Source organism: Mesorhizobium sp. M0800 (assembly GCF_040320095.1).
Lineage (GTDB): Bacteria > Pseudomonadota > Alphaproteobacteria > Rhizobiales > Rhizobiaceae > Mesorhizobium.
In genome coordinates, this window is the sequence record NZ_JAMYOZ010000015.1 from 117,845 (window position 1) to 132,463 (window position 14,619).

Genomic DNA, 14,619 nt, shown 5'->3' on the forward strand with positions numbered 1-14,619 from the left:
TCCAGTCATCATCACAGGATGCAGGTCATGAGCCTTTTCGCTGCCCTAAGGCTGCCGCGCGAAATCCTCTTCGGGAAGGGCCAACGCCACGTCATTCCGGTTGTCGCGGCGAGGCTCGGGCGTCGCGCACTCGTCTGCACCGATGAACGTTTTGCCGCAACGGGCCCGTTCGCAGAGATTGTCACGGGGCTGCGAGCCGCCTCGATAGACGTACTGGTGCATGATCGTGTGCTGCCCGACGTTCCTCGGGACACCGTTGCCGTCTGCGTCGAGGAGGCACGGAAGTTCGCGCCCGACGTGGTGATCGGCATTGGCGGCGGCAGCTGTCTCGACATGGCCAAATGCGCCGCGCTGCTCATCAGTCACGGCGGTCAGCTCCAGGATTACTACGGCGAGTTCAAGGTGCCCGGCCCGGCGCTGCCGCTGATCGCGGTGCCGACGACAGCCGGCACCGGCTCTGAAGTCACCCCGGTTGCCGTGATCTCGGATCCGGATCGCACGCTGAAGGTCGGCATCTCCAGCCCGTATCTGATCGCGGCCGCGGCTATCTGCGACCCTGAGCTGACGATGACATGCCCGCCGGGATTGACGGCAATGGCAGGCGCCGATGCGCTGACGCATGCAATCGAGGCCTTCACCGCCGCCAGGCGTGGGACCGATCCCGGCCTTCCGCAGAACCATGTCTTTATCGGCAAAACCGCCTTGACCGACCACTTCGCCCTGCTGGCGATCAAGCTGCTTGGCCGAAGCCTTGAAACGGCATACCGCCGGCCCTCTGACGAGGACGCCCGGGCCGACGTCATGATGGGTGCACTTGCAGCCGGCTGCGCGTTCGGAACGGCCGGCACAGCGGCAGCGCACGCCGTGCAATATCCGGTTGGCGCGATAACCCACACCGCTCACGGATTGGGTGTCGCCACCATGCTGCCATTCGTCATGAAGTACAACAGAACAGCCGCAGCGACCGAGATGGCCGAGATCGCCAACGCGCTCTGCCTCGATGGAAAAGGCCGGACGCCCGAAGCGTTGGCCGACGCGACCATTGGCGAGGTCAGTCGGCTGTTTGGGGCAATCGGGATCACCCCCACGTTGGCCGAGCTGGGGCTGCCTGCCGACAAGCTCGATTGGACGGCGGAACAGGCGATCGGTATCGAGCGCCTCATCAAGAACAATCCGCGGCCATTCGATTTGAGGTCCATGCGACGTCTGGTCCAGGCCGCCTTTGATGGCGACCTCGCCAGCTGCGTCATGTAAACAATCGGGAATATCGAGATGAACACGTTTTCACAGGTTCTGGCTGACGATCAGGGCATCAGCGACTTCCACACAATCTCGCACGGGCTGTATATTGGCGGCCAATGGCGCCAGTCCGCGGATGGCAGGGTGATTCCGGTCGTCGATCCTTCGACCGAGGCTGTCATCGCCGCTGTGCCGGATGCGACCGTGGACGACGCCGCCACTGCCGTTGAAGCCGCTGCCAAGGCAGCCCATGGCTGGCGAACAACGCCGCCGCGAAAGCGTTCCGAGATCCTCCGACGCTGCTTCGAACTGATGACGGAACGATCGGAGGCACTGGCTACTCTCATCGCATTGGAAAACGGCAAGGCCCTGCGGGATGCCCGAGGCGAGATCGCTTACGCCGCGGAATTTTTCCGTTGGAATGCCGAGGAGGCCGTTCGCATTACCGGTGAATTCGGTACTGCGCCTTCCGGCACCAACCGCATTGTGGTCGACTACGAATCGATCGGCATCTGCGTCCTGATCACGCCCTGGAATTTTCCTGCCGCGATGGCGACGCGCAAGATCGCGCCGGCACTTGCCGCTGGATGCACGGTGATCCTGAAACCGGCCAGTGAGACCCCGCTTACCGCCTACGCGCTGGCCGCGCTCTACCAGGACGCAGGCGTTCCACCGGGGGTGGTCAACGTCCTGACAACCTCCAGTCCCGGCCCTTTGACAGCCGCCATGCTGGCCGATCCGCGGGTGCGCAAACTCTCCTTCACCGGTTCGACGAGTGTGGGCCGCGCTCTGCTGGCAGAGGCTGCCAGGCATGTGGTCTCGTGTTCCATGGAACTCGGCGGCAACGCACCGTTCATTGTGTTCGACGACGCCGATCTCGAAGCGGCGCTCGATGGCGCAATGGTGGCCAAGATGCGCAACGCCGGCGAGGCCTGCACGGCCGCAAACCGCCTCTACGTGCAATCTGGCATCTACGAAGCCTTCTCCGAGGGCCTCGAGAAGCGGATGTCTTCGCTCAAGGTCGGCGCCGGCACCGACCCGGACACGGAATGCGGGCCCATGATCACGAAAAAGGCGGTCGAGAAGATAGACCGCCTTGTCGTCGACGCGGTCACACGCGGCGCGCGCGTCTTGTGCGGCGGCTCAGTCCTGTCCGGACGTGGTTTCTTCTACCCTCCGACAGTGCTTCGCGACGTGCCGGGCGACGCAAAGATGGCGCATGAGGAGATATTCGGGCCGGTGGCGCCAATCTCCAGCTTCGAAACGGAGGCCGAGGTCATCGCGCGCGCCAATGACACCGAATATGGGCTTGCTGCCTACATCTACACGCGCGATCTGGCGCGCGGCATGCGGGTGGCCTCCCGCATCGAGGCCGGGATGATTGCTCTCAACCGCGGGCTGATGTCTGATCCGGCAGCTCCCTTCGGCGGCGTCAAGCAGAGCGGGCTCGGCCGCGAGGGAGGGCAGCATCACGGCATTGCGGAATTCATGGAGGCGAAATACCTCGCCATCAGCATGTGAGCAGAAGAATGCAAGGCGATCCCTTTCGCATCCGCGACCACGTCGCGGATTTTGACGAAATCGTGCAGGACTTCGTTGATCGCAGCGAGGTCGCCCGCGCCACCATTGCGATGACCGCTGACGTGGCCTACGGACCGGATCCGACCGAGACCATGGACCTGTTCTTTCCCGCGGGCAAAAGAACGGCGCTTCCGGTGCACATCTTTGTCCATGGCGGCTACTGGAGAATGTTCTCCAAACGCGACTATTCATATATGGCGACGACGATTACCCAGGCCGGGGCCATTGCCGTCATCCTTGATTATGCTCTGATGCCCAAGGTCCGAATGGCGAGGATCGTCGACCAGGTGCGCCGGGCCAAGCAGTGGGTCCTGGCCAACATCGCCGATCATGGCGGAAGCCCGGCGGCCCTGACCGTCAGTGGTCATTCGGCTGGAGCCCATCTTGCAACGTTCCTGTTCGATGGGGCGCACACCCCCTCGAATGTAAGGGCAGCCCTTCTGTTGAGCGGGCTCTACGATTTGAAGCCGCTCCAGGATTCCTTTCTCGCCAACGAGATTGGAATAACCGACGAGGAAGTCGCCATGTTCACGCCGCTCGCCTGTCGGCATGATCCTCAAACCAAGGCGGCGGTTCTGGTCGGAGCCAATGAGACGCCACCCTTCCATCAGCAAGCCGATCGATTCAAAGCAAGCTTGCTGCGGCAGGGATCGTTGGTAACGTCGCATGTGCTCCCGAACCGCAACCACATGGACAGTGTCAGAGATCTTGGCGTGCCGGGGACTGAGGCTGCCGATTGCCTGGCAAAACTGATCGCCAAGGCCTGCTGACTAACTCGGGTTCTCCAGGCGATTTGTTTTGCGCCACTCCTCGTACTCCCCGCGGGCATCGTCATGCAGCGGATAGTAACGCTGCAACGGGCCGCCCTCCATGAGCTTCACTCGTGAGAACTCCTCCCAATCATGATGCTTTTGTGATTCTTCGATCACCTTCGGGGCCATCACGACGGGAAGCACCACCACCCCGTCGTCGTCGGCGACAATGATATCGCCGGGGATCACCGTGACACCGCCGCAGGCAATCGGAACGTTGACGGCATTGGGATAGATGCTGGTTTGCACATGATAGTTTGGCGTCCAGCCGCGCAGCCATAGGGGCAGGTCGAGCTTTTCGACATTGGGCCGGTCGCGCATGCACCCATCGATGACGATACCCGCCCCGCCCCTGCCCTTGAAATACGTCGACATCATATCGCCGAAGACGCCCGAGCTCATATCGCCGCGCGCGTCGACCACGACCACATCGCCCTCCTGCGCGTGGTAGAGCACGTGTCGGTGCAGCTGCGTCTCCGGATCGGCATATTCTCCTTCGGTGAACAGGTCCGGCCGCTGCGGCAGGAACTGCAGCGTCAGCGCCGGCCCGACGATCGACTTCCCGTGGTTTTGCGCCACCGGACCAACCATGTGCGGATTGCGGAAGCCCATGTGGCCAAGCGTGCCGGCTACCGTCGCGGCGCCGATCTCCCTTAGCGCGTCAATCAGGTCTTTAGCCGGCCGCATGATGTCGGAAGTATGCGTCATTGTGGACTCCGATTGAATGGAACTACCAGTTCGTAACAGAACCGTCGCGGCGCTTAAGGTGAGGCGCTTCCCAGAAACGCAAACTCTGCGCCTGGACCGCAACTTCGTTGACCTCGACGCCGAGTCCCGGCAGATCGCCGACCGGGTAATCGGTCCCGTCGAGCCGTGGTTGCACGGGGAAGAAGTCGGAATTGTCGAAGCCCAGCTTTGTTTCGGGTGCCCTGGTCTCGAGCCACGCGAAGTTGGGTACCGCGGCAGCGAGATGCACGGTCGCGGCCGTGCACACTGGACCAAGGGGATTGTGCGGCATCAGGTCCACATAATGCGCCTCGCTCCAGCCAGCGATTTTCATCGCCTCGGTGAGCCCGCCGACATTGCAAACATCGATCCGGTTGAACTGATGGATGCCGCGCTCAATGTGGGGCAGGAACTGCCACTTGCTGGCAAATTCCTCGCCGATGGCAAAGGGGATGTCGGTCATCGTGCGCAGCGATTCATAGGCCTCCGGCGTTTCGGCCCGTATCGGCTCCTCGAGGAAATCAAGCACGCCGCGACCGAGCTTGTTGCAGAAGCTCGCCGCCTCTGCCACCGACAGCCGATGATGATAGTCGAGGCCGAGGACCACGTCGCTGCCCAGCGCCTCGCGCGCCTTGTTCAGCATACCCGCGGTAGCGCCGATGGACTCGCGCGGCTCGAAGATGTCCTTGCTGTTTTGCCCGAAGGGGAAGAAGCGGATCGCCTGCCACCCCTGCGCGCGAAGTTCGCGGGCCCGCTCGATGGCAACGTCGCCCTCGGCCTCGTCGCCGGTCGAGGCAAAGGTGGGAATGCGGTCGCGCTGCTTGCCGCCCAGCAGCTCGTAGACCGGCACGCCCAGCGCCTTGCCCTTGATGTCGTGAAGGGCGATGTCGATGGCGGAAATCGCCGCCTGAAGGACTCGCCCGCCTTCGAAGTACTGGCTGCGGTAAATCTCCTGCCAGATCCGCCCGATCTGCATCGGGTCGCGGCCGATGAGAAACTCGCGATAGTGCTCGACCGCGCCGGCCACGGCCCTCTCGCGACCGCTCAAGCCGCTCTCGCCCCAACCGAAGATGCCTTGGTCGGTCTCGACCTTGACGAGCATCTGGTTGCGCGTTCCTACCCACACCGGATACGGCTTGATCGCGGTGATCTTAAGTTTCTCAGTCATCCACGCCCACGTTCCACACGCATTCGCCCTATCTCAGTTGGCCTTGAGGGCCATTTCAGTTTCGCCATCGAACAGATGCATCCGCTCCTGGTCGAACTCGAGCCAGATCTGCTCGTCGGGCGCGACGGCAATGTTCGGCGGCACGCTGACGTTGACGATAGCGCCGGACAGGAACGCCTGAACGAAGGTGACGTCTCCGGTCGGCTCCACCGTATAGGCCTTGGCCGGGACGCTGCCTGGCACCGCACTCTTGTGGAGCTTGATCGTCGAGTGACGTGCGCCGAGCACGACTTTCCGGGTCGTCGCTTTCGCCACCTTCTGGGCATTGCGCGGTGAGAGCTCAAGGCGCCAGCCCTCGGCGCCGGTCAACACCGTGTTGCCGTTTGCCGTCGAGGCCTGCAGCGGAATAAGGCTCATCGCCGGGCTGCCGATGAAGCTGGCCACGAACATGTTCACCGGATGGGCAAAGACCTGCGCCGGTGAATCGTATTGCTGCAGGTAGCCGCCATTCATCACCGCCATCTTGTCAGCCATGGTCACGGCTTCGAGCTGGTCGTGCGTCACATAGATGATCGTCGCCTTGAGGTCCTGGTGGAAACGCTTGATCTCCGACCGCATCTGCACGCGCAGTTTGGCATCGAGGTTGGACAGTGGCTCGTCCATGAGGAACACTGCGGGGTCGCGAACGAGGGCACGGCCAAGAGCCACACGCTGCTGCTGCCCGCCCGAAAGTTCGCGCGGCTTGCGCTCGAGCAGGTGCGTCATGTCGAGCACTCGCGCCGCTTCCTTGACCTTCTTGTCGATCTCGTCCCTGGGGAGTTTGCGCATCTGAAGCGGGAATGCCAGGTTCTTGTAGACCGATTTCTGCGGGTAGAGCGCGTAGTTCTGGAACACCATTGCGATGTCCCGGTCCTTGGGGTCGAGGTCGTTGACCACGCGCTCGCCGATAATGATGTCGCCCGCTGTGATCGGGGTCAGCCCAGCGACGAGATTGAGCGTGGTTGTCTTGCCGCAGCCTGAAGGGCCGACGAGCGCAACGAACTCGCCGTCATTGACCGTCAGCGAGACGTGGTTGACAGCTTTGAAGCCGCCATAGCTCTTGACGAGATCTTGGAGGACCACGTGGGCCATCGGCAACTCCCTAGTGCTTGACCGCGCCTTCTGTAAGGGCGCGTACGAAGTATCGTTGCAGGACCAGGAACAGCACCACGACGGGCACACTCATCATGAAGCTGGCCGCCATCAGGCCCGGAAAGTCCGTCGTATTTTCCGAGAAGAAGCGTTGGATGCCGACCGGCAGGGTCAACTGCTCGTTCTTGGAGAGGAAGGTGTAGGCGTAGATGTACTCGTTCCACGCGCCGATGAAGGAATAGATTGCGGTGGCGATGATCCCCGGCGTCGAGAGCGGCATCACGATCATGATGAAGGCCTGGAACCGTGTTGCGCCATCGATGCGCGCCGCCTGCTCAAGCTGCACCGGGATGTTGTCGTAAAAGCCCTTGAGCAGCCAGATCGCCAGCGGCAGGCCAAAGGTGAGATAGGTGAGTATCAGTGAGCCATGCGTGTTTATCAGACCGATCGCGCGCATCAGGATGAAGAGTGGCACGAGAAAGATCACCGCCGGGAACATATTGCGCAGCAGCACGGCAAAGAACAGGAAATTCCGGCCGGGGAAACTGAAGCGCGAAAACGCGTAGGCCGCTGGGACAGCCACGATCACCGAAAGGATTGTCGTGACGGTCGACACGAAAAGGCTGTTCCAGAAGAAGCGGAGGAAGTCCTGGCCGACGCTGTTCTGCGGATCGAGCAGTTTCTGATAGCTGGCGAGGGTAGGTTCGTCCGGCCACCATTGCGGCGGGAATTGCGTCGCCGCGAATCCGGACTTGATCGAGGTGATCAGCATCCAGATCATCGGCAACGCGGTATAAAGCAGCATGAACACGAGGAATATGCGCCCGGCCCACCGCCATCCGTCGACGCGCATGCGGCGACGGGTCTGGGCTCGAGGGGCTGTCTCGGCAATCGTGCTCATGCGCTCCCCTCTTTCCGCTCGTTGCCGCTTAACGCACGGACGTAGAAGTAGCCCAGCGTCATCAGCGTGAGGAACAGGAGCACCGAATAGGCCGATGCCACGCCCCAGCGCTGCCGTCCGAAGGCGAGCTCATAAATGTGGGTTATCCAGATATGCGATGCGTTCGACGGCCCGCCGCCGGTCATGATCCAGGGGATGATGAAGGAATTGAAGTTAGCCACCGCGAGCAGCAGCATCGTCACCACCGAGACGTTGCGCAAGTGCGGGAAGGTGACGTGCCAAAAGCGCTGCCATGCATTGGCACCATCGACTTTTGCGGCACGCAGCAATTGGTCGGGGACTGTCTGCAGGCCGGCCATCATCATAATCATGGCAAACGGAAACTCGCGCCAGATATTGACGACGATCAGGGAGGGCAGCACCGTGCTGACATTGTCGATGAAATTCGGCGGCTGGGCGGCCAATCCGAGGCCGACCAGCACCGCGCCGATGATCCCGAAGTCCGAATGGTAGATCCACTTCCAGATATAGGAGGCGGCCACTGCGCTGATGACCCAAGGGATGATCAGGACGGCGCGCAGGACACCACGGCCGATGAAGTCGCGGTGGAGCGCCAGCGCTGTGGCAAACCCCAGGACAAAGGAGATGAAAGTGGACCCCAGCGTCCAGATCAGTGTGTTCCAGGTGACCTTCCAGAACACCTGACTGGTGAGGATCGTCGTGTAGTTGTCGAAGCCGATGAAGGTCTTGTCGCGGAGCTGCAGACCAGGCGGTGTCTTAAAGAACGACAGCTCGACCGTGTAGTAGATCGGATAGGCGATGACGATGAGCATCACGGCGATCGCTGGGAGCACGTACGCGTAGTCCGCGCGATGCTCCCAGATCTTCCGCAGCGTGCCGGACCAACCGGGTTGCAATCTTCGGCGAGCCTCGGCCTTGCCGGTCACGATCGTCACTTGTGGCGTGCCCTTATTCTTCGGAACGAGGCGGCTGCGCCAGCGGCGCAGCCGGTCAGGTCGTAGGTCAGGCTTGGACTAGAGTCCGCCCATCACGTCTTTTACCTTCTTGGCCGCGTCGTCCGCTGCCTCGTCGACGGTCATCGCTCCGGTCAGGGCATTCTGCAGCATGTCCGGGATGATGATGTTCATGATCTCGGGGGCCTGCGGCAGCGCTGGGAACGGAATGCCGTATGGCAGCATCGAGGTGGTGACGTCGAGGAACTTGATGTTGTCCAGACGTTCCTTCATCCACTTGGTTTTGAAGCCGTTGAGGTTGCCTGGGTTTGATCCCGCGTAGGCCATCTTCAGCGACCACTCAGGGCTCGTCCACATGCAGATGATAGCCTTTGCAGCAGGCTCGTCTACCTTGCCGCCCTCGACATATTCGGGCTTCAGGATGTGAATGTTCGAGCCGCCGAACACGACGGCGCGCTTGCCGTCGGGGCCAGTTGGAATCAGGCCGTAGCGCATGTTGTCGATGACCGTCTGCGCCTTGTCCTTGTCGGTGCCCGTCGCCTTTTTCTGCAGGTCGAGCATGACGTTGTAATCGGACGGGTGCGAGATCATCATGCCGAGCTGGCCGGCGACGAACAGGGGCTGGTTATCGGCCTGCTGGTTGGTGAGCGCCGAAACCGGAACCGACTTGTCGCGAACATACATGTCGTAGGAGGCTTGCAGCGCCGCCTTGCTCTGTGGACTATCGAGCTGGACCTGCTCATAGGTCGGATTCGCCGTCGCTTCGTCGAAGACGCCGCCGCCATAGGCCCACAGCTGTGGCATGAAACGGTACGGCGTATTGCCGGCATTCTTGCGCGCCACGAGGCCGTAGCCGGCAATGCCGAGCTTGTCGTGGATCTGCTTGGAATATTTGACGACATCTTCCCAGGTTGCCGGAGCCTTGTCCGGATCGAGGCCCGCACGCTTGAAGATGTCGGCGTTCCAGATGAACGCCATCGTCTCGTTGTTGGTCGGAATGCCGTAGGTCACGCCCTCCCAGGTCACGGCCTTCATGGCGCCGGGCCAGAAATCCTCGGTCGAATACCCCACATCCTCTGGCTTGAGCGGCTGCAGATAGCCCTTTGAGGCGAACTCGGTACCACCCAGGATTTGCAGGCGGACCGCCATCGGCGCGGCATTGCCCAGGAGCGCCGTGCGGAACTTGTCGAGAAGGTCGTTATAGGTGAGGGCTTGTTCCTCGAGCTGGATGTTCGGATAGGTTTTGCGGAAGGTCTCGAAGAAATCCTTGTAGTACTGGCGCAGGAGGTCGGGGTCGCCCTCGAACACGCCCTGATACCAGAAAGTCAGTCGCCCCTTGTAGTCGAGCGGGGTAACCTTGGCGCAATCGGCAGCCGTGTCAAAGTCCTGTGTGCCGGCGATGGAGCGCACATATTCCGGCGACCACTTGCTCAGGTCGACCGGCGGTGCACCCAGCGCCGATGTAGACGTCAGGGATGCCATCAAAGCAGTGGCGACAGTGCCGCGCAGGACGGCACTGCCGAGCGCAATTCTCGTCATAGGTATCCTCCCTGGTTCTCCCATGCCGCCCTAAAGCGGTCCTTGCTCGTTTCGATCGCGAGGATGCTTCTTTCAGCTCAGTGTATCCTCTCGATCGCTTGGTACGTTTTCAGATCACGGATTGCCTGTCAACGCGCAGAATCGTACATTGTTTGCGAAAGCCGTGTGTGATATCGGGCAAGGTATGTATTAAATTGGGGAGCCGGCCTTGGCCGAAATAAGCGATTTCAAAGCGATGCCACCGGTGGGGACCGATCCCATCGGGGCCTCCAGCGAGGGCGCCTCGCTTTATGAATTGATCCGGGAAGACATCATCGAGGGACGGCTCGCCGCCAACGAACGGCTTGTCGTCACCGATCTCGCCCGGCGTCACGGCACCTCGACCAATCCTGTGCGCGAGGCCTTGCAGTTGTTGCGCGGCGAAGGGTTTGTCACCTTTGTCGCCAACCGCGGGGCGCGCGTGCGACCCATTGATCAGGATTTTGTCCGGGATATCTACGAGATCGGTGTTCTGATCGAGCCGGCCCTGACACGATGGTTTGTGAATATGGCTACCGGCGAGGACATCGCCGAACTCGAACGTCTCCAGGGCCTGATCGAAGAGAACAATTTCGCCGACACATTCAGGCATAGTGAGCTGGATACCGCTTTCCACACCGTGATGTACCAGCGGCACTACAACCGCCACGCAGCCGAGCTTTGGTGGAAGCATCGCGAAGTGCTGCGAGCCGTGAGCCGTCGTTTCAATTTCACGCTGGCGCGACGTGCCGCGATCATGCGCGAGCACCGCGAACTCATCGCGCTTGTGAAGGCGGGAGAGGCCGACAAGGCGGCCGAACTCGTTTCCCGCCATGTCGAGGGTTCGGGCCGGCATATTCTCGAACAGATGCGAGCGCGCAACGCCGCTCGGGCCGGATAGAATGTCCAGTCCAAAACATCGTTAGCTGACCATTTTCAGGCAAAGGTAGTTGAGATGAAAATCACGAGCATTCGGCCGTGGCTGATCAAGTCCGATGCTTCCTACTGGGGAGAGTTCCTGTTCGTCGAAGTGACGACCGACGAGGGAGTGAGTGGCTGGGGAGAGATCACCACCACGACAAGGCTCGCCAACCGCGCTCTCTGCACGATCCTGCGGCAGATCGGCGTCGCCGTGACAGGTGAGAATCCGGCGCGTATCGAGCATCTCTGGCACAAGATCTTCCGCAGCTTCACCTACATGGGAAGCCGCGGCGCCGCCGTCGAATGCGTGAGCGCCATCGACATAGCCCTCTGGGACATCAGGGGCAAAGTCCTCGGCAAGCCGATTTACGAGCTGCTGGGCGGGCCGGTACGCGATGAAATCGCGCTTTACACCCATCCCAACCAGGCCAAATTCACCAGCAAGGAGGCTGTGGTCCGCGAAATTCTAGACATTGTCGAGTCCGGACACACTGCGCTCAAGTTCGATCCCTACCCCCACCAGGGCCGCAGCGCCGATGGCCTGCCCCGCGAACAGCGAGACGGCTACCTCGATGGCAGCATGACCCGCAAGGACGAGCGCGAAGCCGCCGAACTCACGGCTCTGATCCGCGAAACGGCAGGACCCGATGTCGACATTCTCATCGATGCGCACGGCCGCTTCGACGTCCCCACCGCCATTCGCCTCTGTCGGAGCCTCGAGGAGGCCGGCCAGATCGACTGGTTTGAGGAGCCCTGCCCGCCCGAGAGCCTTAACGCCCTCAAGCAGGTGCGTGAGAAGGTCAATACCGCCATCTCGTGGGGCGAGCGCGGCCACACGAAGTGGGATTTCGTGCCGGTACTCGAGAACAGGCTCGCTGATTACATCATGCCCGACGTTACCTGGACCGGCGGAATTACCGAACTCAAGAAGATTGCTGCGCTGTGCGAAGCCTACTACGTGCCGGTCTCGCCACATGACGCCGCGGGACCGATCAACGTGGTTGCGGGAGCGCAGGTGATGATGACCGTTCCCAATTTCTACAAACTCGAAACATCGGAGTGGAACCTGGGCAAATACGATCACCTGATCGACAGACCACTCGACATTTCGAACGGCAGCCTCAAGCTGATGTCGAAGCCTGGTCTCGGTATTGAGATGGACCGCGACTACCTGCAGGCCCACGAGATTGAGCTGGGCTAGCAACACTCTATGCCGGCCCAGGGTGCGGGACGACAAGCCGAAAACGAGGATAAGTCATGGCAAAGACAGGTGGCGCCGACGAAGCGCTCAATCGGGTGAACGCGAACTCCAAGCCATCCCAGCTTCGCATCACCGACATGCGGGTAGCCGAAATCGTCGGCGCGCCGTTCACCTCAACCCTGCTCAAGATTTACACCAACCAGGGCATCGTCGGGCTTGGCGAGGTACGCGACGGCGCCAGTGCCACCTACGCGCTGATGCTGAAGAGCCGGCTGCTTGGCGAGAACCCTTGCGACATCGACCGCCTGTTTCGCCGGATCAAGCAGTTCGGTGGCCACGGCCGGCAAGGCGGCGGCGTCTCGGCGGTCGAGATCGCGTTGTGGGATCTCGCCGGCAAGGCCTATGGCGTTCCCATCTACCAGATGCTCGGCGGCCGGTTTCGGGAGAAGGTGCGCGTCTATTGCGACACCGACGCTACCGTGCCGAGCGGCACCGAGACCGGCAAGCGCCTCAAGCAGCGCATGGCGCTCGGCTTCACCTTCCTCAAGATGGATCTGGGGCTGATGCAGATCGCGGATGTACCCGGTGCGGTCGTCTCCCCTGCCGGTTCACTTGAAGGGTACCGCATCCATCCCGGCCGCGGCCCGGTCAAGACCATGGAGGAGCGGCGCGCCCGCAATGCCGCTTACGATTTGCATAACGTCCCCCATCCGTTTACCGGCCTCCACTTTTCCGACAAGGGCCTCGACCTGCTTGAACAGTACATTGCCGAGGTTCGCGATGTTATCGGCATGGATATTCCGCTCGCCATTGACCATGTCGGCCACATCTCGCTGCAGAACGGCATTCGGCTCGCCAGGCGGATTGAAAAATACGTGCCGGCCTGGCTCGAGGATGTGATCCCATGGCAGTACACCGAGCAGTTCCGGCAACTGCAGGCCGCCACTACGGTGCCGATCTGCACCGGCGAGGACATCTACCTTAAGGAAGGCTTCGAGCCTCTGCTCAAGAGCGGCGGCCTCTCCATTATCCACCCGGACCTGCTCACCAGCGGGGGCATCCTCGAGACCAAGAAGATCGGCGACATGGCCCAGGACCACGGCGTCGCAATGGCCATCCATATGGCCGAAAGTCCAATCGCCGCAATGGCCGCGGCACATGTCGCGACCGCGACCGAAAACTTCATGGCGCTCGAATACCACTCTGCCGATGTCGACTGGTGGGACGATATCGTCACCGGCGTTCCCAAGCCGCTCGTGAAGGACGGCTTTATCACTGTTCCGGACAAACCTGGCCTGGGGATTGACGACGTCGTCGACGAGGTGATCTCGCAGCATCTGCAGCCGGGTGTCACCGGCATCTGGCAGCCCACGGATCACTGGGACGACGAGTATTCCTGGGACCGCACCTGGAGCTGAGGCGAAGAGAACCGAAGATGAAGATCACCGATCTCCGCTGCGCCGTCATCGGCAAACATCCCATCGTCCGCATCGTTACCGACGAGGGCCTCTATGGCCTTGGCGAAGTCGAGTTCACCAAGACCTATCTCAAGCCTTGGGTGCTGCATTTCCGCGATGCGCTGATCGGCGAGGACCCTACCGACGTCGAGCGGGTGATGCTGAAGATCCGCCAACGCGGCTCTTTCAAGCCCTATGGCGCGGCGGTAAGCGCTATCGAGCATGCGCTGTGGGACATAGCCGGCAAGGCCGCAGGCGTGCCGGCCTACAAACTGCTCGGCGGCAAGGTGCGCGACAAGGTGCGCGTCTATAACGGCTCGATCCGCCAGAAGCGAACGGGGGACCGGCCGGAGGATTACGCCGCTGACGTGAAATGGATGATGGAGCAGCCGCAGAATTTCTTCATGATCAAGCAGGGAATCTCGTTCCACTCCAACATGAAGGACACCATCGAGGGCTTTCACTACGGCGTGACGCAAAGCAAGGCCGGCTATCACGGTGCCATGGACCAGGGCGTGATCAGCGAGCGCGGTTTCAACCATATGCTCGACTGCGTGATCGCGATGAAGGAAGTGCTGGGCGACAAGGTCAGCCTGGCGCTCGACTGCGGCCCGGGCTGGATGCTGCCCGATGCGATCAAGTTCGCTCGCGCGGTCGAGAAGTACAATTTGATGTGGCTCGAGGACATGCTGACCGGCGACTATGTGCCGTGGGTCAATCCGCAGGCCTATCGGGAACTGACCACCGCCACCTCGACGCCAATCCATACCGGCGAGCAGATATACCTGCGGCACAATTTCAAGGAGCTGATCGAAACGCAGGCGGTGCGCGTCATCGGCCCCGATCCAGCCGATATTGGCGGCATTGCCGAGCTCAAATGGGTCGCCGAGCACGCCTGTATGCACTCGATCCTGATGGCACCGCACGGCACCGCGAACGGCCTTCTCGGCC

At 61.5% G+C, this 14,619-nt stretch carries 13 protein-coding genes; 7 read left to right on the forward strand and 6 right to left on the reverse strand.

Annotation, left to right across the window (positions count from 1 at the left end; translation table 11 throughout):
* Positions 1 to 27 precede the first annotated feature (27 nt).
* The 3 genes from NKI18_RS18935 to NKI18_RS18945 are packed head-to-tail and all read left to right on the forward strand — an operon-like array spanning position 28 to position 3,590.
* On the forward strand, positions 28 to 1,254 hold the full coding sequence (locus NKI18_RS18935; RefSeq protein ID WP_352618752.1) for an iron-containing alcohol dehydrogenase: 1,227 nt from the start codon (positions 28 to 30) through the stop codon (positions 1,252 to 1,254).
* An 18-nt stretch (positions 1,255 to 1,272) separates the two neighbouring features.
* On the forward strand, positions 1,273 to 2,760 hold the full coding sequence (locus NKI18_RS18940) for an NAD-dependent succinate-semialdehyde dehydrogenase (RefSeq protein ID WP_352618755.1): 1,488 nt from the start codon (positions 1,273 to 1,275) through the stop codon (positions 2,758 to 2,760).
* A gap of 8 nt (positions 2,761 to 2,768) precedes the next feature.
* Positions 2,769 to 3,590: an alpha/beta hydrolase gene (locus NKI18_RS18945; protein ID WP_352618757.1), complete on the forward strand. Its 822-nt coding sequence runs from the start codon at positions 2,769 to 2,771 to the stop codon at positions 3,588 to 3,590.
* Here the strand turns inward: NKI18_RS18945 and NKI18_RS18950 are convergent, their stop codons facing one another.
* The 6 genes from NKI18_RS18950 to NKI18_RS18975 form a co-directional block, all read right to left on the reverse strand.
* Entirely contained in the window at positions 3,591 to 4,340 is a 750-nt protein-coding gene (locus NKI18_RS18950; RefSeq protein ID WP_352618760.1) for a ribonuclease activity regulator RraA, read from the reverse strand.
* A 22-nt stretch (positions 4,341 to 4,362) separates the two neighbouring features.
* The gene (locus NKI18_RS18955; protein ID WP_352618762.1) at positions 4,363 to 5,526 is read right to left on the reverse strand and encodes a mandelate racemase/muconate lactonizing enzyme family protein; all 1,164 of its coding nucleotides are present in this window, start codon (positions 5,524 to 5,526) and stop codon (positions 4,363 to 4,365) included.
* A 33-nt stretch (positions 5,527 to 5,559) separates the two neighbouring features.
* Positions 5,560 to 6,657, reverse strand: a complete 1,098-nt coding sequence (locus NKI18_RS18960; protein ID WP_352618765.1) for an ABC transporter ATP-binding protein — start codon at positions 6,655 to 6,657, stop codon at positions 5,560 to 5,562.
* 10 nt (positions 6,658 to 6,667) lie between these two features.
* A complete protein-coding gene (locus NKI18_RS18965; RefSeq protein ID WP_023679256.1) occupies positions 6,668 to 7,558 on the reverse strand; it encodes a carbohydrate ABC transporter permease in 891 nt (296 codons plus the stop codon).
* Complete coding sequence (locus NKI18_RS18970) at positions 7,555 to 8,514, reverse strand: carbohydrate ABC transporter permease (protein WP_352618768.1); 960 nt, start codon at positions 8,512 to 8,514, stop codon at positions 7,555 to 7,557. Before NKI18_RS18970 ends, NKI18_RS18965 begins: the two co-directional genes overlap by 4 nt.
* 78 nt (positions 8,515 to 8,592) lie before the next feature.
* A complete protein-coding gene (locus NKI18_RS18975; protein ID WP_352618771.1) occupies positions 8,593 to 10,071 on the reverse strand; it encodes an ABC transporter substrate-binding protein in 1,479 nt (492 codons plus the stop codon).
* Positions 10,072 to 10,279: 208 nt separating this feature from the next.
* On the opposite strand from NKI18_RS18975, the gene NKI18_RS18980 reads away from it, so the two are divergent.
* The 4 genes from NKI18_RS18980 to NKI18_RS18995 all read left to right on the forward strand — a co-directional run.
* Positions 10,280 to 10,990 carry a GntR family transcriptional regulator gene (locus NKI18_RS18980; RefSeq protein ID WP_023679253.1) on the forward strand — a complete coding sequence of 237 codons (711 nt, stop codon included), beginning with the start codon at positions 10,280 to 10,282 and terminating at the stop codon, positions 10,988 to 10,990.
* A 54-nt stretch (positions 10,991 to 11,044) separates the two neighbouring features.
* On the forward strand, positions 11,045 to 12,211 hold the full coding sequence (locus tag NKI18_RS18985; protein WP_352618775.1) for a mandelate racemase/muconate lactonizing enzyme family protein: 1,167 nt from the start codon (positions 11,045 to 11,047) through the stop codon (positions 12,209 to 12,211).
* Between the two features lie 56 nt (positions 12,212 to 12,267).
* Positions 12,268 to 13,629 carry a mandelate racemase/muconate lactonizing enzyme family protein gene (locus NKI18_RS18990; protein WP_352618778.1) on the forward strand — a complete coding sequence of 454 codons (1,362 nt, stop codon included), beginning with the start codon at positions 12,268 to 12,270 and terminating at the stop codon, positions 13,627 to 13,629.
* A 17-nt stretch (positions 13,630 to 13,646) separates the two neighbouring features.
* Positions 13,647 to 14,619: mandelate racemase/muconate lactonizing enzyme family protein (locus NKI18_RS18995; RefSeq protein ID WP_353020251.1), on the forward strand; the 973-nt coding region annotated here is incomplete at its 3' end.

Bases quoted from the DNA above. Each gene is read 5' to 3' on its own strand.
- NKI18_RS18940 (WP_352618755.1), top strand. From the start codon at position 1,273: ATGAACACGTTTTCACAGGTTCTGGCTGACGATCAGGGCATCAGCGAC.
- NKI18_RS18960 (WP_352618765.1), bottom strand. From the start codon at position 6,657: ATGGCCCACGTGGTCCTCCAAGATCTCGTCAAGAGCTATGGCGGCTTC.
- NKI18_RS18985 (WP_352618775.1), top strand. From the start codon at position 11,045: ATGAAAATCACGAGCATTCGGCCGTGGCTGATCAAGTCCGATGCTTCC.
- NKI18_RS18945 (WP_352618757.1), top strand. From the start codon at position 2,769: ATGCAAGGCGATCCCTTTCGCATCCGCGACCACGTCGCGGATTTTGAC.
- NKI18_RS18965 (WP_023679256.1), bottom strand. From the start codon at position 7,558: ATGAGCACGATTGCCGAGACAGCCCCTCGAGCCCAGACCCGTCGCCGC.
- NKI18_RS18950 (WP_352618760.1), bottom strand. From the start codon at position 4,340: ATGACGCATACTTCCGACATCATGCGGCCGGCTAAAGACCTGATTGAC.
- NKI18_RS18990 (WP_352618778.1), top strand. From the start codon at position 12,268: ATGGCAAAGACAGGTGGCGCCGACGAAGCGCTCAATCGGGTGAACGCG.
- NKI18_RS18935 (WP_352618752.1), top strand. From the start codon at position 28: ATGAGCCTTTTCGCTGCCCTAAGGCTGCCGCGCGAAATCCTCTTCGGG.
- NKI18_RS18955 (WP_352618762.1), bottom strand. From the start codon at position 5,526: ATGACTGAGAAACTTAAGATCACCGCGATCAAGCCGTATCCGGTGTGG.
- NKI18_RS18975 (WP_352618771.1), bottom strand. From the start codon at position 10,071: ATGACGAGAATTGCGCTCGGCAGTGCCGTCCTGCGCGGCACTGTCGCC.